Consider the following 22,044-nt stretch of genomic DNA (forward strand, 5'->3'; position numbering starts at 1 on the left):
CCGGCCCGGGTGTGTTCTGTGCTGATTAAAAATTATCGGATATTGCTTTTTCAATCAGCTTTTTGCAGCGGCCAAGTTCGACCTTCAGCTGTTTTTTATAAAGTTTTGCTGCTTCATAGTCTTTAAATTGATAGAGGACGACCTCCTGAAGCTTGGCTCCTTCTTTTTTTACTTTTATTTGCTTTAATATGCCGTCATCCAAAAGTTCATGGAGCGAGCGATAAACTTCGGTATGATTCGGCTTAAACCCGATTGCTTTAAATTCAGAACGCAGCACCTCCAGAAGCTTGAGTCCGTAAAGCCGTTCCTGCTCTGTCATTGTAATCATGTAGAGCTTTAAAAAGGCCCTTTGCTTGACTAAAAAACCGGTCGAATTTCTTTTTTCTTCTTTCAATATGTGCACCTCTCTCCTTACAGATAATTCCATGTACTAAATATTCTCTATACATACCTGTTTCCCTTTTTATATGTTGTATCAGTTTTTTATTTGTATCTTGATGTTTTTATGGATAGAGGGAAAAATTGAACAAATGAACATTTGGTACATAGTTTATTTAGTATAATTATAACCTGTTTGTGCCGATATTCAATCTTTCGTTCCGGATAGTTAGAAAAAAGAATCTTTTGACCTATTAACATTTTCTTCAAAAGTAAAAATGAACAGATTCCAATAAAAAAGACCTGTCATTAAGACAGGTCCCTTCTCATTAAGGATTTGTTGACCATAAACCGGCAGTTTTAATAAAGATGCGCGGATGTAATTTCAATTGAGCCACCATGTATTCTGCAAGATCCTCCGGCTGCATTACTTTATCAGGGTTGCCGTCTGTCAGATTTAATTCAATTGACATGTCACTGGCAACAGTGCTCGGTGTCAGCGCGCTGACACGGATATTGTGCTTTCTGACTTCCTGCATAAGAGATTCAGTCAAGCCGAGAACGGCGAATTTTGAAGCGCTGTAAGCACTTGTAGCTGCTGCGCCTTTTTGGCCTGCTGTAGAGGAAATATTAATAATATCTCCTGTTTTTCTCTCAATCATTTCAGGAAGAATAGCACGGGTCACATGGTATACACCCATTAAGTTGACCTGGATGATCTCTTCCCACTCTTCAGGCGACAAATCTAAAAATCCGCCGAATTTACTGATGCCCGCATTATTGATAAGAATATCAACAGCACCCAGTTCATTTTTCACAGCTGCGACAGCTTGTTCTGCCTCTTTTTGATGTTTCACATCTGCAGCAGCAAAGGAAGCCTTCACTCCTAAGGCCTTCACTTCTTCTGCAACCTTTTCGACATTTGCCTCAGTCCGGCCGATTAAACCGATATTGACTCCTTCTTTTGCCAAAGCAATAGCGGCGGCGCGTCCGATTCCTCTGCCCGCACCCGTTATAAGAGCCGTTTTGTTCTGTAAGCTTTCCATGCCTGTCACCCTTTCTGATTTTCCTTATGTACGATTTCAAATTATAAGCAGAAAAAAACCAATTCGCAAATAAAACGATTCAAATCCTTATTTTAGGGTAAAAAGAGAAAAAAGGAGTGACCAGATAATGATCATTTTATATGCGAGTACAGCTGTAACAGCAGCCGCACTTATTTATTTAGGAGTATCGGCTATGCGCTTCAAGAAGAAAATGGACCCGGCTTTAAAAAAGATGAACAAAACAGCAGGCACCATGCAGACTGCCATTGAAGAGATCAAAACAGAGGCCGGCTTGTTGTCGCAAAAACAAAAAGAACTGCGGGAGGATATTTTCATCAAAAAAACGGCCATTCAACAGACAGCAGCTGAGGTAAAAGGAACGCCTCACGTTCTAAAAATACTCTGGAATGCCGGAAAAAGCGGATGATGATCCTGAATGCAATTGGCCTTATTGATTAAAAATAGAAGGGATTGATATGTTTCGGGAGGGATAATATGATTTGCGACCGCAAGCGGCTTGTGCATTATTTGAATCAGATTAAAACAGGACTATTTACAAAGTCAGACTTGCTGACCCCTCCATACCGCCTTTTTCAGGAAGGAGAATTGGATATGTTTTATTCTCCTCATAATGAATATATCAATCCCCAAGCATTGATTGTCATTGCCGGGATTACCCCCGGCTTTTCGCAGATGAAAAGAGCATACAGCACGGCAGCGAATCTTTTAAAAAGCGGCGCTTCTCTGGAGCAAATAGCATTTGAGACAAAAAAAGCAGCAGGGCTCTCCGGATCAATGAGGCAGCATATTACCGGAATGCTTGATGAATGCGGCCTTCCAGCCGCGCTTCACCTTCAAGGTTCATCACAGCTTTTCAGCCATAAACGGGAATTGCTTCATACGACATCTGTCATCAAGCATCCCGTTTTTTATCAGCAAAAAAACTATACGGGACACCGGCCATCAATCCGCCAATCAGTTCTTCTCAGCCATTATGCGTTTGAGTGCTTCCCTGCTGAAATTGAAACACTTAAAAGACATATCCTGCTCGTCCCTCTCGGCAAAGCCGCCGAATCTGTGTGCCATACACTAAAAGAACACAGCAGGCTGAAAAACGCGATGCTCCTGCGCGGCTTTCCGCATCCGTCCGGTGCAAACGGGCATCGCTTTAAGCAATTCAGAGAAAATAAAAAATCGTTACAAGAACAAATACAGCGCTTTGCGGAACGTATTCAATAGGGCTCTGCTACATGCCCATCAAGCTAATATTTTGAAATACCCTCAAAACGAAATGTTTACTCTGCAGTTATTTATGTGAATTCGGCGTTTTGGGGACCAATTAATTTTTAACTTGATGGTGATGGGGAGCGCCCTATTAATAATACCTTTAATTGTTAAAAAGAATCTGGAGAACTAATTCAGCTTATATTGCGTTGTATCCAACAAAGGCATATCCGTTTTAAGGCCAAAACGATCTAGAGAATGAATATAGAGAATATCTCCTTTACGAACCATCCGTCTCATGAGGTGGTACTGTTCCAACATAATTATTGGAACCCATTACAAAAGCCAAAAAATGAGGATGATCCACATGGGTAATCTGATTAAATACATTCCAACTTTAGAGTTCACTAGTGTAGTGTGCGTACTTCAGCCTGTATGTGCCTGACGAGTCCATTTTGTGATGTCAACAGCTTATGTATCTTGATGAATGCTCAAAGCTGATTTTTTCGTGCTACCCTATATACTCTCCTGCTTTAGTGCATCAATAATGTTTTCCTTTTTTATTTTCGCGCTGGAATTCAGCATTGCTGAAATCACGATGACAAATACGACAGCAATGACATAAATAATACTCATCCAAGGAAATGTGAATCCATAGCTAAATTTGTTCATCATTGACCTATAGATCAAATACATCACGGCAAAGCTGATCGGAAGCCCGAAAATCAGCGACTTCATTCCATAAAAAATACTTTCATAGTTCATCATTTTATTAAAGCCTTTTGGCGTCATTCCAACAGATTTCAGCATCGCAAATTCCCGTTTTCGAAGGGATATGCTCGTTGAGATTGTATTAAAGATATTCGCAATCGAAATCACTGAGATTAATGCGATAAACCCATAAGAAAATACTGACATTAACATGATCATCTGTTCGTTCTGTTTTCGATATTGATATATATTTTGAACATACAAATTATCATCTTTCATTTCTTCAATTTCTTGTTGTGTTTTCATCGGATCAGAGCTTTTCAGAAATAGGTATCTCTGAATCTCACCCTTCACCTTATCGTAAATCAATTGATCCATGACTTGTTTTGACGAAATAATATTTAACCCGCCTGCCCATTCGGTCATAATCCCCATTGGATATTGATCTGTCAGCGCTGCTATTTTCACTTTTTTTAAATTTATTTCTTTTTCTGCGTCCCCATCTGTATCTGTATAGGTTAAATCGATACTTTGGCCGGCTTTCGTATGAATGGCCTTCGTTTCGACATATTTTTCTGTATCCATATCTTTATAATGAATTGTATCAATCACGATTACAGCTAAATGTTTCGGATCCGTCAGCTGTTTGTAATCGGCACCCACTGCTTTTGCATAAGCCTTCAGATTCGAATCATCTAATGCATTTACCCGAATATTGTAAGGATATTTTCCGTTCTTAAGCCTGCTCTTATCCTTTTTTACCATCTCTTTCAATTCATTAGCGATTGATGCCTCTTCTATCCAAGCGTTTACATCTAACTCGTTAATTGTGCTGTATTCCGTCACATCATTTAGGCTTGCAATCGTTTGAATCGATTGACCATCTATTTTTTTATAGTTATTCGATACTTGAATATCATAATTCACCCCATCTTGTAAAAGTTTTACGGATTCTTTCAAATTGGAGGTGAAAAATGAGACGACTAAAAACAGAACGATGCTAATCACAAGTGAAAATACAGTTGCATGGTACCTCCGTTTATTTCTTTTTAAGTTTTTCAATCCTATCTCCGCTTCAATTCCAAAAAGCTTCCGAATGAATTTCGACGTTTTCACTGTTTTACCCGTAAGCTTCACATCGGCGGTTTGCCGAATGGCATCCATGGCTGTAATCTTAGAGGCTCTTTTGGCAGGAAAATATGTTGAAACAAAAATCGTCAACATGGAAACAGCGCAGGTAATCAAGAGCGATAATGGCGTGACGATCATCGTTAACTTCTCAGTAATTCCTAAAGCATCTTGAATCATGGAGTTAATGAACTGAAAGGTAATACCGATCCCGGCAAGGCCGCATAAAATTCCAGCGGGTATACTAATTAAGCCAATGATCAGCCCCTCAAAAAACACTGAATTTCTCTTCTGACTTTTCGTAGCCCCAACACTCGCAAGCATCCCTAAGTGGCGGTAACGTTCCGAGACGGAAATCGCAAAAGCATTATAGATTAACGAAACTGAGCCAATCATAATGACGGCCATAATGATGACTGTTAGTGGAAAAATTGTGCTGCGCACGCCGGGTTTATTGCTTGTGCCGTAATAGTGAAGTAAGTCATTATTATATTGAACAGATTCGATTTTATTTTTCTTAGCTATGTTTTCGGCGTGAGTAAACAAGGAATTATTAACTTTTTTTAAGACAACTGCGACATTGACCTGATCGTTTGCTCCTATCATGTTTTCATCCACATAGCTAATCATTGTATACCCTGGTGCCCAGGTCGGTTCCCATGAGGGACGTTTTATAAAGCCTACAACAGTATAATGCCTTTTGTCTTTATCTTTTAATGTTTCATCCGCTTTACCATTTTCGATTCGTAATGGTTCAGATTGATCCAATGGTGTGCCGCTGCCTTTAATGAATCGTTCGCCTACATCAAGAGTTACATGCTCACCGATCTTATATTCTACCTTTGCATTCGAAGCGATGGCTTCTGAAATAACGACTTCATTTTCCGTTTTCGGAAGGCGCCCCTTACTCAATTCAATCGGAAATTTTTTGAAGCCTTGTGAATTGTACGCATTGATAAATAAATATGGCTTGTTTGTATTTTGTCCCCCTTTTAAAGAGGCATAGCCTACATCTTTGAAAATTACCGCCGCTTCTGTTTCATTATCGTTTTTTATTTTTTGAAGCTGTTCCTTATTTACATTGTTGTAAAGAACATGCCATTCCCCTGCATCTGCGATGGTTTGCCTTTTCATTACATCCAAAAAAGAGAAACCGAGTGTCGCAACGGCAGTTACCATGGCAACCGAAATAATGACACCGATGATTGTCACGAGCGTTCGTCTCTTGTTTTCTTTCAAATGTCTGACTGTCAGTTTATTTACGATGTTCATCGGCGGATCACCTCATCTTTGGCAACCCTTCCATCTTCAATGGAAATGACCCTGTCAGCTTGCAAAGCAATTCGTTCATCATGAGTAATCACGATCAGCGTCTGATGATAGGTTTTATTAAACATGATTAATAAGTCAATGATTTCTCTGCTATTCTTACTATCTAAGTTACCGGTCGGCTCGTCTGCCAGCATAATAGCAGGATTGCCAATCAGCGCTCTTCCAATCGATACCCTTTGCTGCTGTCCGCCGGAAAGTTGATTAGGCAGATGGTTTAAACGGTTTTGCAGGTTCAGCCTTTTCACGATATCATCAAACTGCTTCTTGTTCACCTTATGTTTATCAAGCAAAAGCGGCAGTGTAATATTCTCTTCAACCGTCAGGACGGGAATCAGATTGTAAAACTGGTAAATCAAGCCGATTTGTCTGCGTCTGAAGATTGCCAGCTGTGTTTCATTCAAGTTATAAATGTCCGTGTTCTCAACCCAGACTTTTCCGCTTGTCGGCCGATCTACACCGCCCAGCAAATGCAAAAGCGTTGACTTCCCTGACCCGGATGGACCGATAATGGCGACAAATTCACCTTTTTTAACCGAAAAAGACACATCATCAAGCGCCTTTACCGATGATTCACCTTTTCCATATATTTTAGACAGATGTTCTATGTTTAAAATGTCCATTGTAAACCTCCATAATTATGCTTGATGGATATATTTTATCTGTCTAAAATGACTTTCAAGTGACTGCAATAGTGACAATTTAGTCACTTTACGGTTAAATCACTTGCTTATAAAATTTAATCCGAAATTGCGTGCCCTTTTCACTGTTACTCGTCACATCAATAACTCCGTTTTGGCTTGTAATAATACTATAAGCCATAGAAAGACCGATGCCGATGCTGCCATGCCCGGCATTCTTCCCTTTATAAAAGCGTTTAAAAATATACGGTAAATCTTCCTTTAGAATTCCTCTGCCGTTATCAGCAATCACAATTTCCGTAAATAACGCGTTTTCAAAATAGGAAATGGCGATCATTCCGCCTTCATTAGTGTGCTCCACACAGTTTTTCAAAATATTGATGGCCGCCTCAGCTGTCCAATTGAAATCGCCGAGAAAAGTGACGGTGTCTTCACCCTTGATTGAAACAGTTTGTTCTTTAATATCCATAGGGATCAAAACGGGCTCTAACGCCTTTTCTATAAGTTTTTCTGCTTTTATTTGCTCTTTTTTGAATTGAACAGTCTTCGCATCAATTTTCGAGAGTTTTAATAATGAAGAAACAAGCCAATCGATTCGTTCAAGCTGAACACGGATATTGCGAGTGAATTCTGTTCTTTTTACAACAGACAGCTCAGGGTCACTTAATAAATCTGCCATGACCATCATGGATGTAAGCGGCGTTTTAAGCTGATGGGATATATCAGAAATGGCATCTGTCAGCTGAATCTTGTCTTTTTGCAAAAGTGATCGCTGCTCTGACAGCATGAGCGTCACTTTATAAATATCATTCTTTAATATGCTAAGCTCGCCTTCTTGATTATCACGAACATCGAGAGAATAATTTCCGCTGCTAATTTGGCGCAAATAGATAGACAGCTTTTCGATCTCGCGATATCTCCACCGTGTAAATAATAAACTGCTTCCAATAAGCAAAGCAGAAGCGATGAACACAGTCATTGCGGCAATAGGCGAAATAAATGCCGCAACAATGATTGCCGCTAAACTGATTAAGCTCATGAATAGTAATAGAATTTGAATTTCTCTATTACGCAGCATGCTAATCACCAACCTTATACCCTAAACCGCGCACTGTTTTGATCAACTTCGGTTGTTGAGGATGATCCTCAAGCTTTTCTCTTAGCCTTTTTATATAAACAGTTAAAGTATTATCATTCACGAAGTCACCTGCCACATCCCAAATCTGCTCCAAAAGTTGATTTCTTGAGAGTACCTGTCCAATATGGCTGCTAAAGATAAGTAATAAGCGATACTCTAAAGCCGTCAATGAAGTTTCAGCGCCATTTTTATAAACCTTTCCTTCAAGCGTGTTAATACGGACATTTTCTATGTCAATAATCGCTTTTGTCTGAGTCTGCTTATGGTATCTCCTCAAGACTGATTTAATTCGAGAGATAAGCTCACGAATACGAAAAGGCTTTGTAATATAATCATCAGCCCCCATGTCCAGCCCCATTACGACATTGACTTCATCGTCAATCACCGTTAAAAAAATGACCGGAATATCTCTCTGCTCTTTTACAATCTTGCACAATTCATAGCCGCTTCCATCCGGAAGTGATAAATCAAACAGACATAAAGCAAATTGATCAATTTCTTCAGCTAATACCTTTTTTGCAGATGCAACATCATGGCAAAGAACAGCAGAAAAGTGATCTTGCTGAAGCGAATATTCAAGACCAGACGCGATCGTTTTATCATCTTCCACTAGCAAAATTTTCATCTGGGAATCTCCTAACTATTTTATTTTGAGAAAATCAATCAAATATAGCGAAAATAACGGTAAATTACAATAAGGCGGACATGCCTCTTGATGAGCTTCATTTGTCTCAACGATGTAAAGAATTCCCGCAGCTGATCTTGCGGGCTCTTAGCCATCAGGCTATTGAATTTCATGTCGCAAAAGCCCTCGTATTTTACGTGCTCAAAGATGCTGAACCAGATGAATAAATCTGGGAAAAGAAAAGTTCCGGAAAGTGCTCTTTTAGATTTTATCCCAAAATGAAGGCAAAAGCATATATATCCTGTTGTCTTAAATCTCACCTCTTGAACGGAAGCATATCATTTTCTTAAGATTACACCTTGTATGGAAAAGAGTCGCAAGTACACTCACTTCCTTCCCTTATCGCGCGGGGTCTAATAAAAAAACGCCCCGATTATCCGAGGCGCTGCAGCTAAGATGCATATTCAGGCAAAGCTTCTTTATGTTTTGCCGCTTTTTCTTCAGGGACATGGATCCATTTTGTCAAAAGTGCACTTGCAAAATATAACGCCGCGAAAATCCATACGACGCCTTGTGCGCCGACAAGGCCGATAAATGCCCAAGCCAGCGCCGGCCCTACAAACGCTGACAGGCCGGCTGCCAGATTTAATACAGACATGGCCGCACCCTTATCTTGGCCTGCCACCGTCGGCACAATGGCTCCAATCGGAACGAACCCGGCAAGAAGACCTCCCCAAATGAAGCCGATGATGCTGACCAGAAGCAAGCTTCCGTGTGAGAAAACGGGAGCGTAATATAATAACACAGTAAAGATGCCGCACCCGACTCCGCCAAACCACATAACGGTGTTTTTCCAGCCGAACGTATCACCGATCACGCCGAAAATTAAGTTGAATACGATGTTGCCGAGAAAAATCGTTCCCCAGATTTGCAGCCATACATTTGTAGAGATGCCGTGCTGTGCCATATGCATAGGGAGAAAAACCGGAAAACCGTATGTTCCGATGCTGTTAATGATTCTAACGATGCCGCCTGAAAGTACGCGCGGATTTGACACAAGGATGGTCACTCCTTTTAACAATTCATGAACCGTTTCCTGCTTGCTTGCTTTTTTCTTTTCAAAACGATCTTTATTCACGATTAATGCAAAAAACGCGCCGAGGCATACCCAAAAAATCGAACTCCAAAGAGTATTCAAATAACCGAATGATTTGATCGCCCAGCTTGAGTACCAGGCGCCGAATACAAACATGCCGCAGCAGTAGGCAATCCAAAACCAGCCGACTGCCGTGCTGAGTCTGTTTTTCGGAGAACGGTAAATGACCCAGGTCAAAAATGAGTAGGCAAACAGCGGATATCCCAATCCTTTAATAAAGTATGTCACATACATCACCGATAAATTGAGATGTTCAAATCCGTACGCGATAAAAGCGGCCGTTCCGATAATGTAAAATAATAATCCCATAAACATCGTTCGTTTCGCGCCAAACGCCTCCAGGCAGACGCCTGAAAACCATGAGGCAATGGCGAGAGAAATGCCGTAAACGGTAAATATGGATGCGGACTGCTGGACCGTCAATCCGTTTTCAACTAAAAACGGACTGAGCCAGCCCTGTTCAAGGCCGTCTCCCATCATAAACAGCACGACTCCCAAAAACCCCCAGACGAGCTGTTTCGGGATTCCTATTTTATTGAGCATATCTGTTTCCTCCTATATGCGCTTACTTGGTGTAAAGAATTAACTAATAAGTACTATTAATTGTAAATTAAGCCATTACCTCTGTTTTTGAAGACGGCTGAAAATGTGAAAATAAGCTTTGTGTGTGTTTCCATTCTTCATATAAGAATAGGTCTGTCTGATCCGTTTCCGGTTCAATGACCTTCGTATCATTCGGCCGCTCCGCTTTCACCCCAAGAGCTTCGTTGCAAATCATTGCTGCCCCCATTGCCGAAGCCTGGCTGAAGCCTTTTCTCTTATAGATCTTCTTCTGTAAGAGATTTGCGAGAAACTGTGTCAGGGCTTCACTTTGAAAACCGCCGCCGCACGCCCTTACATAATCAAGTGAGAAAGGGCTGACTTCTGTTAACATATCAAAGTTCCATTTGATTGAAAAAGCGATTTCCTGAAGCGCTGCTCTGACAAAATGCGCTCTGGTCAGCTCTTGGGAAAGCGGAGCGTCAAATACGAAGCCGCCTTTTGTCAGCGCATTTTTTTCCGTTGATAAATATGAACCCAGCGCTGAAACACAGGCGTTATCATTCGAAAGGCTTGCGATTTCCCGTTCCATGACGCTATAAGACTCATTCGGATAAAAGATAGCTTTTAATTTCTGATAATTAAGCCCGGTAATGCCTGGATTTGTTTCAATGAGCCACTGCCCTTCTTCTGTATGGCAATTCAGCCATGTTTTCATTTCGCTGTCTGCATGAGCTTCCCCGGTTACCTTGGTAATGGGAGTCGTCGTGCCCGACACAATGACGATATCACCGGGTTGTGCATGCGCGCTTTTAATCGCAAGCTGTGTGTCTCCGCCGCCGGCTATAACCGGAACCCTTTCTGAAAGGCCGAGAACATCCGCTTTCTTAAACGTTAACATCCCGACGACTGTGCCCGACCTGACCAGCGAGGGAAGAATAGAGGAAGAAAAGCCGAAGATGCTGCACAGTTCCTCTGACCAGGCATTTTTTTTCACGTCAAACAGCAGCGTTTCTGCCGCCTGTGACGGTTCATAGCTTAAGATTCCGCTTAGCTCAAACGTCACCCAGTCACTAATGCTCGTCATTTGATGAACTTCTTTCCACAAAGATGGCCGCCTTTCTTTTAATCCGAAAAGCTTCAGCGCGGAAAACAATGCACTCGGAAGGCGTCCGGTGCGCCGGTACACTTCTTCCTTTACATCAATCTTGTCTTCCCATTCGCGGCCGCGGTTATCGATATTCGGCAAGCCGAGAAATGCTCTTCCGTCTCTGTTGATAAGAACGATCCCCTGCCTTTGGCTGGTGGAAGTAATGCCGATCAATGTGATATCGGGGCTTTTGGCGATTGCACGCTTTGCCATCCCGCTGATTTGCCGCCATAATACCTCCGGCGAAAAATAGCAGCTGTCAGGATAAAGCGTATCCGTAACATATTCAATATCTTCCCTTTCAATCGCCGTTACCTCACCGCCGGCAGTCACTACCGCAACCCGGGCATTCCCCGTTCCGATGTCAAACACAAGATAGCCTTTTTGTTTTGCCAAAATTGCCGCCCCCTTTTCTTATCCTCCGGTTTGAAGTTCGTTTTTGTTATAAAGCGCGGGTATTGAATAGGTTTGTTCTTTTTTCCATTTGATAAGCGCGTCGTTCAGTATACGCACGTGATGATCCTCCACTTCAAAGGTCGCGCCGGCTAAATGGGGTGTTGCAAAAACATTCGGCAAGGAGATCAGTTCATAATCAGAAGATTCAGGCGGTTCATGATAGAACACGTCAAGAATTGCTCCTCTGATTCGGCGTTCTTTAAGCACCTGCAAAAGATCTTCCCTGTCTGTCACTGCCGCTCTTGATGTATTGACAAAAATGGCGTCCTTTTTCATCAAATGAAAATATGCGGCGTCTATGAGGCCGATGGTTTCTTCTGTGCGCGGCAGGTGAACAGATACAATATCACTCTCTGAAAATACCCGTTCGATCGATGTTTTCTCATACTGACGATTTTCATGATCTACAAAAGGGTCATAATACAAAACCTTACAGTCAAAGGCTTTCAAAAGCCCGGCGATTTTCTGGCCGACAGCTCCGAATCCGAGCAGGCCCACCGTTTTTCCGGTCAGTTCGTTCCCCCTGAATTTGACGTAAGCCTGTAAATAATCCCCGTTCCACATTTCATCCTTCAGCCATTGATTTGACGGGTATGTGTGGCGCAAAAAAGAGATAACATTTCCGATAAACATTTCAGCCACTGCCTGAGCGTTGCGGGCCGGCGTGAAAAAAACGGGGATTCCCTTTTTCGTTGCTGCAGCTGTATCAACATTAGACGGCATCCCTCTGCATACACCGATGAAGGCAAGCTCTGGTGATGCGGTAATGACACGATCCGTTACGTCGTCAAGTTCGGTAATAAGCCCTGTCGCATTCGTCTCTGCCATCAGCCGGATTAATTCGTCTTCCCGATAGGCCCGGCCGTGCTTTTTCCAAGAGCGGTAGACGACAGTGCCGAACACCTCTTCCAGCTCAATCAGCCCTTGTTTGTGATATGGTGCGGTAATTAAAACCGTCATGGTGCAAAACATCCTTTTCACATAAATTTTTTCATAAAAAAATCTCTTTCCCGAAGAAGGAAAGAGATTCGTATACTGTCTTTATCCGCTTTATGCGCACAAACATGTATAGACCCATTCTTTCCTATCTTTCAAGCATACGCTTGCTGGAATTGGCACAATAATGTTGCCGAGGTTTCATAGGGCCAGTCCCTCCACCTCTCTTGATAGAAAATAAAATGATGAAATTGTCAGTCTGTTTAAAAGAATAAACTCATCATAGAAAAGTCTTTCCGTGATGTCAATACTTTTTTTCTGAATTGACGTTCAATTTCGAAATGTTATAATGCTTACAATATACATAAAGAGGAGAAATGGGCTATGAATTCTTTTGCCGAACAACCAAACGGGGTCTTTAAATCGGTATGCTCGTTAGACTGTCCGGACCAATGCGGCTTGCTTGTTACAAAAAAAGACGGCAAGATCGTCAAAATACAGGGCGATCCCGATCACCCGGTCACTTCAGGAAGTATTTGCAATAAAGTCAGAAACATGGCCGAACGCATTTATGATGACAAGCGCTTATCCACTCCGTTAAAGCGTGCCGGTGCGAAAGGGGAAGCTGTGTTTGAGCCTATTTCTTGGGACGAGGCCATCAGCACCATCAGCACAAACTGGAAAGAGCTGATTACAAAAGAAGGAGCAGAAAGCATTCTTCCATACAGCTTTTACGGCAATATGGGAAAACTTGCGGCAGAAGGAATGGACCGCCGCTTTTTCCATCGTCTCGGCGCAAGCAATCTGGAACGAACCATTTGCAGCAAAGCCGGATCTGAAGGCTATAACTACACGATGGGAGCCGGCACAGGAACAGACCCCGAGGAAACCATTCATGCTAAGCTGTTTATATTTTGGGGAATCAATGCCGTCAGTACGAATATGCATCAGGTGACAATTGCTCAAAAAGCCCGTAAAAATGGGGCGAAAATTGTTGTCATTGACGTTCATAAGAACCAAACGGGACGCCTTGCCGATTGGTTTATTCCTATTCGTCCCGGCACAGATGCCGCGCTCGCTCTCGGTATGATGCATGTTTTATTTAAAGAAAACATGCATGACGAAGCATTTCTTTCTGAATACACCGCAGGCAGTGAAGAATTGAAAGAACACGTCAAACAGTATGATCCGGACACAGTCGCTTTGATTACAGGCGTCAAGGCGGACGATATCCGCCGGCTTGCGAGAATGTACGGAGAAACCTCCCCTTCCCTGATCAGAATCGGAAACGGCATCCAGCATCATGATAATGGCGGAATGATCGTCCGCACCGTTTCCTGTCTGCCGGCTGTTACCGGGCAATGGCTGCACGCCGGAGGGGGCGCGATCAAGCATAACAGTGCGGTATTAGGCTATAACAGAAAGGCGCTGCAGCGTCCAGGCTTGCTTCAGGGCCGCACACCGCGATCGTTTAATATGAACAGGCTTGGGAGAGTTCTTTTAGATACAGATCCTTCCGTACGCTCTCTGTTTATTTACGGAACAAATCCCGCAGTGGTCGCGCCGGAAGCGAATAAGGTCAGAAAAGGCCTGCTGCGTGAGGATTTATTTGTAGTCGTTCATGATCTGTTTTTAACAGAGACGGCTAAATATGCGGATATTGTTCTTCCCGCTGCATCCGCTTTTGAGAATACAGATTTCTATACTTCTTACTGGCATCATTTTATTCAGCTTCAAAAGCCGGTTATAGAACGATACGGAGACAGCAAATCAAATACGGAAGTGTTTCGTTTATTGGCTGAGGCAATGGGCTTTACCGAACAAGAACTGCAGGATTCTGATGAGGAGTTAATCAGACAGGCATTAGACTTTCCTGATAATCCGTATATCGAGGATATTACTTACGATTCGCTCTCTAATCAATCCTTTATGAGAGCCAGTCGAAAAAAACCGCTCTTCCCGGGTAAGCTCCCGACACCGAGCGGAAAAATTGAATTATATTCTGAAAAAATGAAGCAAGATGGCTTTCCGGCCCTGCCGACGCATATTCCGCTGCACAAAGATGGCAAAGATGAAGATTTTCCGTTTTTGTTTGTGCCTGGGCCGAATCATAATTTCTTAAATTCGACATTCTCGAATAACGAAAAACACGTAAAACTTGAAAAAGCGCCGAAGATTTTTATCCATAGTGAGGATGCCGCTTCACGGGGTATCGAAGACGGGGAAACCGTCCGGATTTGGAATAATCGAGGCGAATGTGAATTGACAGCTTCTGTCGGAGAACAAGTCCTCCCCGGCGTAATTGTCAGCCAAGGGCTTTGGGCTGACATGAATGATAAAAAACAGCTGGTCAATTCGCTGACCCCCGACCGATTATCTGATATGGGCGGAGGCGCTGTCTTTTTCTCAGGGAAGGTACAAGTGGAGAAGCTCGGTGATAAAAACCGCCCGGATTAAATTCCCGGCGGCTTTGTTATGTATGAAACCTTTTATCCGTTCTATTGTAAGAAGAAGCAAAACATTTCGTGCCTGACACCGCTTAAACCCCTCATATCTTAAGGAGCGGAAAGCATTGCGGAATCCCCGCTGACAAAACGAATCGGTTCTCCGTCAAAGTTACAAAGACGTCTGTTATAACACCGGCCGTCAGCATATAGAATGCTTTTTGTTCTACTCATATTTGTCATCCTTCGACAATAAATGCCGGATTTCTTTTTCACTTATCGGAAGATCCCGCTCTTTTGATTTCAGATAAAACCCTTTTGAATATAACCGCTTTACTTCCCCGTATGTCAGCTCGTTTCGAATCAGAGCCATTACTTGTTTATCTCTCTTATGGTCTTTATTGAACCAATCGTAATGTTCTGACCAGTTAAATGTTTGCATCGTAAACACCTTCCTTTTCTGTTCTGGCCGCAATTTACGGGGCTTCAATTTACATAGACAAAAAAATCATTTTAAAATCAACTAGACAAGCATCCCTGTCGAAAAATATCATTTCAGCATATCTTGTATTAATCCTCGCAAGGGAGGTGAGACAATATGGGATACTCAGGTATGGGATACTCAGGTATGGGAGGCGGTTATAATAACTCCTTTGTATTAATTGTGGTGCTGTTCATCCTATTAATCATCGTTGGTGCAGCATTCTTAGGCTAGTATGACCTCCCCTCACCGCCATATCAGCAGTACTTCCTTGTTCGGATAGACGCCATAAGAAACTTTTATGGCGTTTTTTCATGTTGATCGCTGTTTTGCTAAGTTCAACTGCTATCTTTCTTTTACCTAAAAGAATACTTTCATTTTCACTTTAATCTCTCATGTACCACTTATGTAGCCCCCTTCTTTTGCGGGGGTGTTTTTTATGTTTTATGTCCGCCTGTTAAACCTGTTCTAATACAATGCATTCCCTCAGGTGTATACGATATAGCTCGTAAAATAGCCTTTGAGCCGTATTTGTTTCTTATTTTATCCATACTTCCTGATCCTTTTTCAAACAGACTGAGCTGCTGATTAACATCCTCTTCAATATTCGCTAGTGCAGAACTTATCAAACAGCAACAAGCGATATCTATAAATATCCATTTTTTTGATCCGATTCCTAAAGTGACGCTTCGCCCCGCTTTTTCCTGATTTGAAATCCAGGCAGTGATTTAGCCATTACATTTCTTGGTTTCTTTTCGTATAACCGGAGCTACTTCTGTAGCCAATCGTTCTATGTTTTCTGCAACTTTTTTAAATGGCATACCGCCTATGTCTATTTGCGCAATGAACCGCTGGTGACCAAACAGCTCGTATTGGTGCATGATTTTTTCGATGATCTGTTGCGAGCTTCCGACAAAAAGGGCAGTTTCATTACTAGATGCCCGTTCAAAATCCGCTCTTGTTAAAGGCACAGTAATCCCATGATAACAATTGAGGTGATACCAATAATTTGAATGATACGGATAAAATTCTTCTATTGCCTGCTGATTAGTTTTTGAAATAAATGCGTGTCCGGTAACTGCAACCTTCAAATTTTCCTGTGAATGGCCGTTTTGAGAAGCTGATTCTCGGTATCGGTCAACAAGCGGCTTATATAAGCTTGGATCACCGCCAAGAATGGCTAATGCTAAGCCAGTCCCTAAGTTTCCGGCTCGTTCTGCACTTTCCAGAGTCCCTGAAACACCTAACCATACCGGAATTTTTTGCTGAACAGGACGGGGAGAAATTTCTGCATCCTTCAATGATGGACGATAGCGCCCATTCCAGCTAACCAATTCCTTCGTATTCAGCTTTAGAAAAAGCTTGATATGTTCTTCAAACAATTCTTCATAATCATTTACATCATATCCGAAAAGCGGAAATGAATCTAAAAAAGCCCCGCGTCCCGCAATGATTTCAGCCCGCCCATTTGATATAAGATCAAGTGTTGCAAAATCCTCGAATAAACGAACAGGGTCTACGGTGGATAATACAGTCGTAGCACTTGTCAGCTTAATGTTTTGGGTGATTTGTGAAATGGCTGATAAGATGACCGGCGGTGAGGACACTGCGTAATCTAAACGATGATGCTCGCCTACACCAAACACATCCAGACCTGCTTCGTCAGCCATTTTTGCAGCCTTGATAATTTCTTCTATCCTTTGCTTTACGCTGATTGTTTTCCCTGTTAGAGGATCTGGGTATAAATCTGCTAATGAATAAATTCCAATTTCCATACTATTATCATTTTCAGCACTCAAGTTTCTCTCCCCCTGCAATGATGTAAAAAGCTTTTGTTTCATCCTATTCAACCCTTCAAAAAAAGGAATTAATCCTGAAACTTTCCCTGTCTGCCCGTGTTTCCGATTACGTCATGATAGCAATTCATTGGATTTCAGCTTCATGGTTACAGCTGAAACCGAAGCATAAAAAGATTCCATATCGAAACAAAGTATGTTTTTACGTGGAAACTGTGAGTAATCAATCATTGTAAACAGCTCTTATGTTATTCATTTCTTGGCTGCAGCAGATTTTTATATACAGCATAAGAATGCATATCTTCCGACTTTTCCACCCTCTCCATCTGCATAAAGAATTTGTTTTTTTAAACAGCATGAACAAAGACTAGGCGAGTTTCATATCATAGCAAAAAATGTGTGGGGGGGTTTGATGAATGAATAATGAGCGAATGTATGCCCGATTCAATTCGCGGGACAGGCAAGTTTCTTCTCCAGCTCAGCGGCTCCCCGTCTCACATGATGAATGGGAGTACAGGGCGCGTCAGATTTTGCCTGATGGCCCATTTGGTTATATCTCAGGCGGCGCAGGCACAGAAGATACAATGCGCTCAAACAGGGAAGCATTTTTTGAATGGAACATCCGCCCCCGCAAACTCAGAGATGTATCGACACGGGATTTAACCGTATCCCTATTTGATCAAACGTTCCCTGCCCCCTTTCTTCTGGCTCCGATCGGTGTACAGGAGATTGCTCATCCCGATGCTGATTTAGGGTCGGCGAAAGCTGCTGCTGAATCAGGAATTCCATTTATATTAAGCACACACTCATCTTATTCAATCGAAGACGTTGCGGCTGTTTTAGGGGATACCCCGCGCTGGTTTCAGCTGTATTGGCCAAAGGACCGGGATATTATGGTCAGTTTCGTGCAGCGGGCAGAAAAAGCGGGGTATTCAGCCATCGTTGTCACCCTTGATCTCCCGGAACAAGGGTGGAGGGAGAGAGATATACGCAACGGCTACTCTCCGTCTAAAGCAGGTTTAGGAACAGCCAATTTTATGTCAGATCCTGTCTTTCGTTCTAAGCTGCGGCAATCTCCCGAAATAGACATGCAAGCTGCTATTGCTTTTTTCTTAGATATTTTTAATGAACCGACTTTAACCTGGAATGACCTTGCTTACTTACGAAAACATACAAACCTCCCAATCCTGCTAAAAGGAATTCTCGATCCTAGGGATGCTGAATTGGCCTTACAATATGGCGCTAATGGCATTATCGTTTCCAATCATGGCGGAAGGCAGCTGAACGGGGAAATTGCTTCGCTCAAGGCTTTGCCAAAGATATCTGAAGCAGTTCAGGGGCGTATGCCCATCCTTTTGGACAGCGGAATCCGGGGCGGCAGCGATATCATTAAAGCACTCGCCCTTGGGGCATCGGCGGTTTTTTTAGGCCGCACCTATATATATGGATTAGCTGTTGCGGGCGCTGCGGGCGTAAAACAGGTCATAAGCAATTTTATAAAGGATATTGATATAAGCATGACCAATGCCGGGGTCAAGTCCATTGCAGACATCGATCGTTCTCTGCTTCAGCATGTTTCCGAATAACTTTACATTGGGAGGAAAAAGAAGATGATGTATTGGCATCCGCAGGTTTTCTACAACTATTCAAGTCAGCCGGACTTCATGAATAGAAATAAAATAGAACAGCTGTACCGGATCATGGAACAGCAATTGGCGGCAACGAATGAGATCTTAACGACTGTTCAGAGACATGATCAATTATTGACAATGCTTTACTCACGTCAATTCGGCGCTTATCCGCCCAGCTATGGAGGAAAGGGAGACAATCAATAAAATGGTGCTCTCCTCTCTTTTCAAAACATGTTAAGATGGCGGAAACCAAGAGTTTTCAAAAAAATGCAAAACCAATGCGGCTGTGATCTTTGGTTTCAGTCTGATTATTCTGGCAGCATCTTTCATATTTTTTGGCGTCACCGGATTTCTCCAAAATATTCGGTGTTACATATAAATCAAATACTTTTTCTAAATATTCGCTAATAGATTTTAACTATTTATTCCTTTACAATTAGATAGTCATGCGATAACCCCATTCTAATTTCAACAGTTTACGTCAAAATATGATGATTTTTCTCTTGCAATACTCCCCCCCGTCATGCTATATTGATATAGCGATGAGCTGAATTGTGTAAGCCGATGCACATGCCCTCTGCGGCGCACACGAATGTGGCGTGTGGTGTATCGCCTCAATACGCAAAAGACGTTTGCTTCGGCAAACGTCTTTTTTTATTAGCCGATTTTTGTTCCGTTCGGCACAGTTTGTTCGGGCGCCAGCAGCACGACGTCTCCTCTTTCCGGGATGCCGCCGAGGACAAGGACTTCTGACTTAAATCCGGCTATGCGCCGCGGCGGGAAATTAACGATGGCGGTGACTTGTTTGCCGGTCAAATTACTCGGCTCATACCGTTTCGTAATTTGGGCGCTGGATTGCTTCATACCGATTCCTTCGCCAAAATCTATTGTCATCTTAATAGCCGGCACTTTCGCTTCCGGAAACGTCTCCGCTTTTACGACGGTTCCTATTCTGAGATCAAGTTTGATAAAATCTTCAATGACTGCCATATCGAAAAACTCCTTTTTTTCTATCATGATACAGAAAAAAGACACTCTTCGTTTAACCGAACTTCAGGTTTATTTATCCGTATAAAAGGTATTTCTATACGCGCGCGGTGTCATTCCCTTGTTTTTTACAAACCATCTTGTAAAGGAAGACAGGTTTTGAAAACCGACTTCCTGACTTATGTCTGTCAGCGGGTCTTTTGTATCAGTAAGGAATTGTTCCGCCTTCTTCAGTCTCAGCCCGGTAATATACGTTTGCGGGGTTTTTCCCGTCTGTCTTTTGAACCAGCCCGCATAATAGGCAGGATGGTAATGCTCAATAGCGGCAAGCTCCTTAACCGACAGAGGTTTTGATAGATTGCGGTGAATATAAGCGATCGAATCATACGTTTGGCTCCGCATTTTTTCAGCGATATATTGAACAAGCAGATTCAGCGAATGAGCCGATTGCTGCTTCGCTTCTTCTGTCAGCAAATACCGAATGGATGTCCAAAAAGGATCAAGATCGGCGGTAATACCTGTTTCAAGTGTTCGTCCCTCTGTTTTGATGAGATGTGCCGGAATATCTAGAACGAGGCATTCATTTCTTCCGATCGAACGAAACCGGTGTTCGCATTCAGGCGGTATATACAGCAGCTGATCAGGTTTTAACTTAACCTCCCGCTCTTCTGTCTCAAGGTCAAGATCACCTTCAAGCGGAAAAAGAAATTGACAATATGTATGAGCATGAGAATGATAAAGGTGTGAATATGTGCGCCGTTCGCAAATAATGGTTTGTAATTGATCCATTTGCCCCCTCCTCCCGTTTCATCAGTTTGATTCGGTCATAGTGTTTTGAAATTGCGGTGATCCTAAATCCTTTTTTTAATCATAAATAAAATATTCACATTAGTTGGTAATATTTTAGTTTACATAATATATTTATTGTTAACATCTTTACAGGAACCGCCATCTCTTCATATAACATGGTTAAACCTGTCACGCTAGCTCTGTGTTAATCCCTCGAAGACCATTAACATGATGTAAAGAGGTATCGTTAGGAAAATGCGGATTAAACTTGATTTTTCAGCTCATCTATTTATTGAATTCATTAATCGGAAGAAGTATTTAGGTTTTTGAGTCTTATGTAGGTTATACCATGAATGTAATGTATCTGGTGAAAATACATCTAATTTTTTCAGTACTTCCATCGCAAATTCCAGAGGAGCTACTCCTGATGCAGTAACCAAATTCTCACCAGATACCGCAGGTTCCATCTCATAAAATTTTTCTCCCTTTTAATGAGGGCAGACCATTTTAATATACTCTAAGTTATTGCTTGTATGCTTTCTAGAATCTAGGTATCCACAATTCGCGAGGGCTTCAGTTGCACCACAAATTGCAGCAACAATAGCGCCAAGCTTTAAAGCTTCGCCAATTTTTTTCATGATAGGTTGATGAATCTCTTCTCTCCAATTATTCCCTCCAGGTAAAACTAAAAGATCTTTACTCTCAAGAGTACATTCATTGATGGGGATTTCTGGTTTTATGCTCAGTCCCCCCATCGTAGTAATCATTTCTTTATCAGCTCCTGCTGTAACTACTTTTAACGGTGTTAAATTTCTTTTGGAATACCTTCCTGAGTTTAGTTCAGCAATTAAATATCCATATTCCCAGTCTGACATTGTATTAAATACATAAAGAAACTTTTTTCGTTTGCATCCAATAACACTCCAATTATGTATCATATTTTTTCAAGAAAAAATACTGCTTAATTTTATGATTGAACCGCGATAAATATTTGAATTTGCGCCTGAAGCGGCTGTGCGGCTTCTAAGCCGTATTGCTCAAAATCGCCAGAGTATGTGCGCAAATGCCGTTTTTCCCACGACCAAACCTCCTGCCACGTTTCAATAACGATTTCCTCAATCGGACCGGATCTTGAAGTAAATACGGCATAAGATGATGCAGGCAAAATTCTCTCTTTATATTTCGGAAATGTGCTGATTCCGTCTGTAAAAGTTCCGATTGAGAACGTATACTGTCCGTGAGTCTCTTGTTCGTAATCACTGTATAATGCGATCACATCGGATTGACCGCCGGCCAGCATGATGGGTGCATCCCGTTTCCAAAATTCATCCCATAACGCAGGGATTTTTCTTTCCGCCGTCATTTCCAGCTTATTGCTTGTTCTTTCTGAAATCCCGATAAACCGTTTTTTCTCAAGGTGTACAAAGTGTGAAAAGCTCATTTCATATCCTCCTTCAA

21 protein-coding genes, 3 pseudogenes and 1 riboswitch are annotated in these 22,044 nt (G+C 42.1%); of the genes and pseudogenes, 6 read left to right on the top strand and 18 right to left on the bottom strand.

The window, feature by feature from the left end:
- Positions 1-25: 25 nt before the first annotated feature.
- Together rtp and J7E26_RS15015 are read right to left on the bottom strand one after the other, a co-directional pair.
- Positions 26-394, bottom strand: coding sequence for a replication termination protein (rtp, locus tag J7E26_RS15010; protein WP_214813659.1), 369 nt, complete (start codon positions 392-394; stop codon positions 26-28).
- Positions 395-707: 313 nt separating this feature from the next.
- Positions 708-1,424, bottom strand: a complete 717-nt coding sequence (locus tag J7E26_RS15015) for a 3-ketoacyl-ACP reductase (RefSeq protein WP_214813661.1) — start codon at positions 1,422-1,424, stop codon at positions 708-710.
- Positions 1,425-1,548: 124 nt separating this feature from the next.
- Here J7E26_RS15015 and J7E26_RS15020 point away from each other — a divergent pair, with 124 nt between their 5' ends.
- On the top strand, positions 1,549-1,851 hold the full coding sequence (locus J7E26_RS15020) for a DUF948 domain-containing protein (RefSeq protein WP_214814399.1): 303 nt from the start codon (positions 1,549-1,551) through the stop codon (positions 1,849-1,851).
- Positions 1,852-1,919: 68 nt separating this feature from the next.
- On the top strand, positions 1,920-2,663 hold the full coding sequence (locus J7E26_RS15025) for a hypothetical protein (RefSeq protein ID WP_214813664.1): 744 nt from the start codon (positions 1,920-1,922) through the stop codon (positions 2,661-2,663).
- Positions 2,664-2,888: 225 nt separating this feature from the next.
- Here the strand turns inward: J7E26_RS15025 and J7E26_RS18365 are convergent.
- The 8 genes and pseudogenes from J7E26_RS18365 to J7E26_RS15060 form a co-directional block, all read right to left on the bottom strand.
- A pseudogene (locus tag J7E26_RS18365) lies at positions 2,889-2,963 on the bottom strand (recombinase family protein); the annotation flags it as partial.
- 201 nt (positions 2,964-3,164) lie between these two features.
- On the bottom strand, positions 3,165-5,759 hold the full coding sequence (locus J7E26_RS15030) for an ABC transporter permease (protein ID WP_214813667.1): 2,595 nt from the start codon (positions 5,757-5,759) through the stop codon (positions 3,165-3,167).
- Positions 5,756-6,439 (bottom strand): ABC transporter ATP-binding protein, encoded by a 684-nt coding sequence (locus tag J7E26_RS15035; protein ID WP_214813670.1) that lies wholly within the window; start codon positions 6,437-6,439, stop codon positions 5,756-5,758. The genes J7E26_RS15030 and J7E26_RS15035 overlap by 4 nt, the downstream gene beginning before the upstream one ends.
- A gap of 94 nt (positions 6,440-6,533) precedes the next feature.
- Positions 6,534-7,535, bottom strand: coding sequence for a sensor histidine kinase (locus tag J7E26_RS15040; RefSeq protein WP_214813673.1), 1,002 nt, complete (start codon positions 7,533-7,535; stop codon positions 6,534-6,536).
- 1 nt (position 7,536) lies between these two features.
- Positions 7,537-8,220 (bottom strand): response regulator transcription factor, encoded by a 684-nt coding sequence (locus J7E26_RS15045; protein ID WP_214813676.1) that lies wholly within the window; start codon positions 8,218-8,220, stop codon positions 7,537-7,539.
- 451 nt (positions 8,221-8,671) lie between these two features.
- Positions 8,672-9,919: an RbtT/DalT/CsbX family MFS transporter gene (locus J7E26_RS15050; protein ID WP_214813679.1), complete on the bottom strand. Its 1,248-nt coding sequence runs from the start codon at positions 9,917-9,919 to the stop codon at positions 8,672-8,674.
- Positions 9,920-9,986: 67 nt separating this feature from the next.
- A complete protein-coding gene (locus J7E26_RS15055) occupies positions 9,987-11,462 on the bottom strand; it encodes an FGGY-family carbohydrate kinase (protein WP_214813682.1) in 1,476 nt (491 codons plus the stop codon).
- A gap of 18 nt (positions 11,463-11,480) precedes the next feature.
- Complete coding sequence (locus J7E26_RS15060; RefSeq protein ID WP_214813685.1) at positions 11,481-12,482, bottom strand: 2-hydroxyacid dehydrogenase; 1,002 nt, start codon at positions 12,480-12,482, stop codon at positions 11,481-11,483.
- A gap of 121 nt (positions 12,483-12,603) precedes the next feature.
- A riboswitch (SAM riboswitch) is annotated at positions 12,604-12,695 on the bottom strand.
- 147 nt (positions 12,696-12,842) lie between these two features.
- On the opposite strand from J7E26_RS15060, the gene J7E26_RS15065 reads away from it, so the two are divergent.
- On the top strand, positions 12,843-14,915 hold the full coding sequence (locus J7E26_RS15065; protein WP_214813689.1) for a molybdopterin oxidoreductase family protein: 2,073 nt from the start codon (positions 12,843-12,845) through the stop codon (positions 14,913-14,915).
- A gap of 98 nt (positions 14,916-15,013) precedes the next feature.
- Here J7E26_RS15065 and J7E26_RS18490 read toward each other — a convergent pair whose 3' ends face one another.
- Together J7E26_RS18490 and J7E26_RS15070 are read right to left on the bottom strand one after the other, a co-directional pair.
- Complete coding sequence (locus tag J7E26_RS18490) at positions 15,014-15,136, bottom strand: hypothetical protein (protein ID WP_285289007.1); 123 nt, start codon at positions 15,134-15,136, stop codon at positions 15,014-15,016.
- Positions 15,129-15,344 carry a hypothetical protein gene (locus J7E26_RS15070; protein ID WP_214813692.1) on the bottom strand — a complete coding sequence of 72 codons (216 nt, stop codon included), beginning with the start codon at positions 15,342-15,344 and terminating at the stop codon, positions 15,129-15,131. The genes J7E26_RS18490 and J7E26_RS15070 overlap by 8 nt, the downstream gene beginning before the upstream one ends.
- Positions 15,345-15,500: 156 nt before the next feature.
- On the opposite strand from J7E26_RS15070, the gene J7E26_RS15075 reads away from it, so the two are divergent.
- Positions 15,501-15,617: a YjcZ family sporulation protein gene (locus J7E26_RS15075; protein ID WP_214813695.1), complete on the top strand. Its 117-nt coding sequence runs from the start codon at positions 15,501-15,503 to the stop codon at positions 15,615-15,617.
- Positions 15,618-16,111: 494 nt separating this feature from the next.
- Here the strand turns inward: J7E26_RS15075 and J7E26_RS15080 are convergent, their stop codons facing one another.
- Both J7E26_RS15080 and J7E26_RS18370 read right to left on the bottom strand, forming a co-directional pair.
- Complete coding sequence (locus tag J7E26_RS15080; protein WP_396020016.1) at positions 16,112-17,158, bottom strand: LLM class flavin-dependent oxidoreductase; 1,047 nt, start codon at positions 17,156-17,158, stop codon at positions 16,112-16,114.
- Positions 17,159-17,265: 107 nt separating this feature from the next.
- Positions 17,266-17,410, bottom strand: a pseudogene (locus tag J7E26_RS18370) (UV damage repair protein UvrX); the annotation flags it as partial.
- Positions 17,411-17,595: 185 nt separating this feature from the next.
- Between J7E26_RS18370 and J7E26_RS15085 the strand changes: the two are divergent.
- Positions 17,596-18,765: an alpha-hydroxy-acid oxidizing protein gene (locus tag J7E26_RS15085; RefSeq protein WP_214813712.1), complete on the top strand. Its 1,170-nt coding sequence runs from the start codon at positions 17,596-17,598 to the stop codon at positions 18,763-18,765.
- Positions 18,766-18,789: 24 nt separating this feature from the next.
- Positions 18,790-19,014 carry a hypothetical protein gene (locus J7E26_RS15090; protein WP_214985031.1) on the top strand — a complete coding sequence of 75 codons (225 nt, stop codon included), beginning with the start codon at positions 18,790-18,792 and terminating at the stop codon, positions 19,012-19,014.
- 453 nt (positions 19,015-19,467) lie between these two features.
- Here J7E26_RS15090 and csaA read toward each other — a convergent pair whose 3' ends face one another.
- The 4 genes and pseudogenes from csaA to J7E26_RS15110 all read right to left on the bottom strand — a co-directional run bounded on the left by csaA (position 19,468) and on the right by J7E26_RS15110 (position 22,027).
- Positions 19,468-19,800 carry a chaperone CsaA gene (gene csaA / locus J7E26_RS15095; RefSeq protein ID WP_214813715.1) on the bottom strand — a complete coding sequence of 111 codons (333 nt, stop codon included), beginning with the start codon at positions 19,798-19,800 and terminating at the stop codon, positions 19,468-19,470.
- A gap of 69 nt (positions 19,801-19,869) precedes the next feature.
- Complete coding sequence (locus J7E26_RS15100) at positions 19,870-20,586, bottom strand: AraC family transcriptional regulator (RefSeq protein ID WP_214813719.1); 717 nt, start codon at positions 20,584-20,586, stop codon at positions 19,870-19,872.
- 281 nt (positions 20,587-20,867) lie between these two features.
- A pseudogene (locus J7E26_RS15105) lies at positions 20,868-21,498 on the bottom strand (type 1 glutamine amidotransferase family protein).
- Positions 21,499-21,553: 55 nt separating this feature from the next.
- Positions 21,554-22,027, bottom strand: a complete 474-nt coding sequence (locus J7E26_RS15110; protein ID WP_214813722.1) for a GyrI-like domain-containing protein — start codon at positions 22,025-22,027, stop codon at positions 21,554-21,556.
- Positions 22,028-22,044 lie beyond the last annotated feature (17 nt).

Origin of the sequence: Bacillus sp. ISL-51 (genome assembly GCF_018613535.1) — a bacterium.
GTDB lineage: Bacteria > Bacillota > Bacilli > Bacillales > Bacillaceae > Bacillus.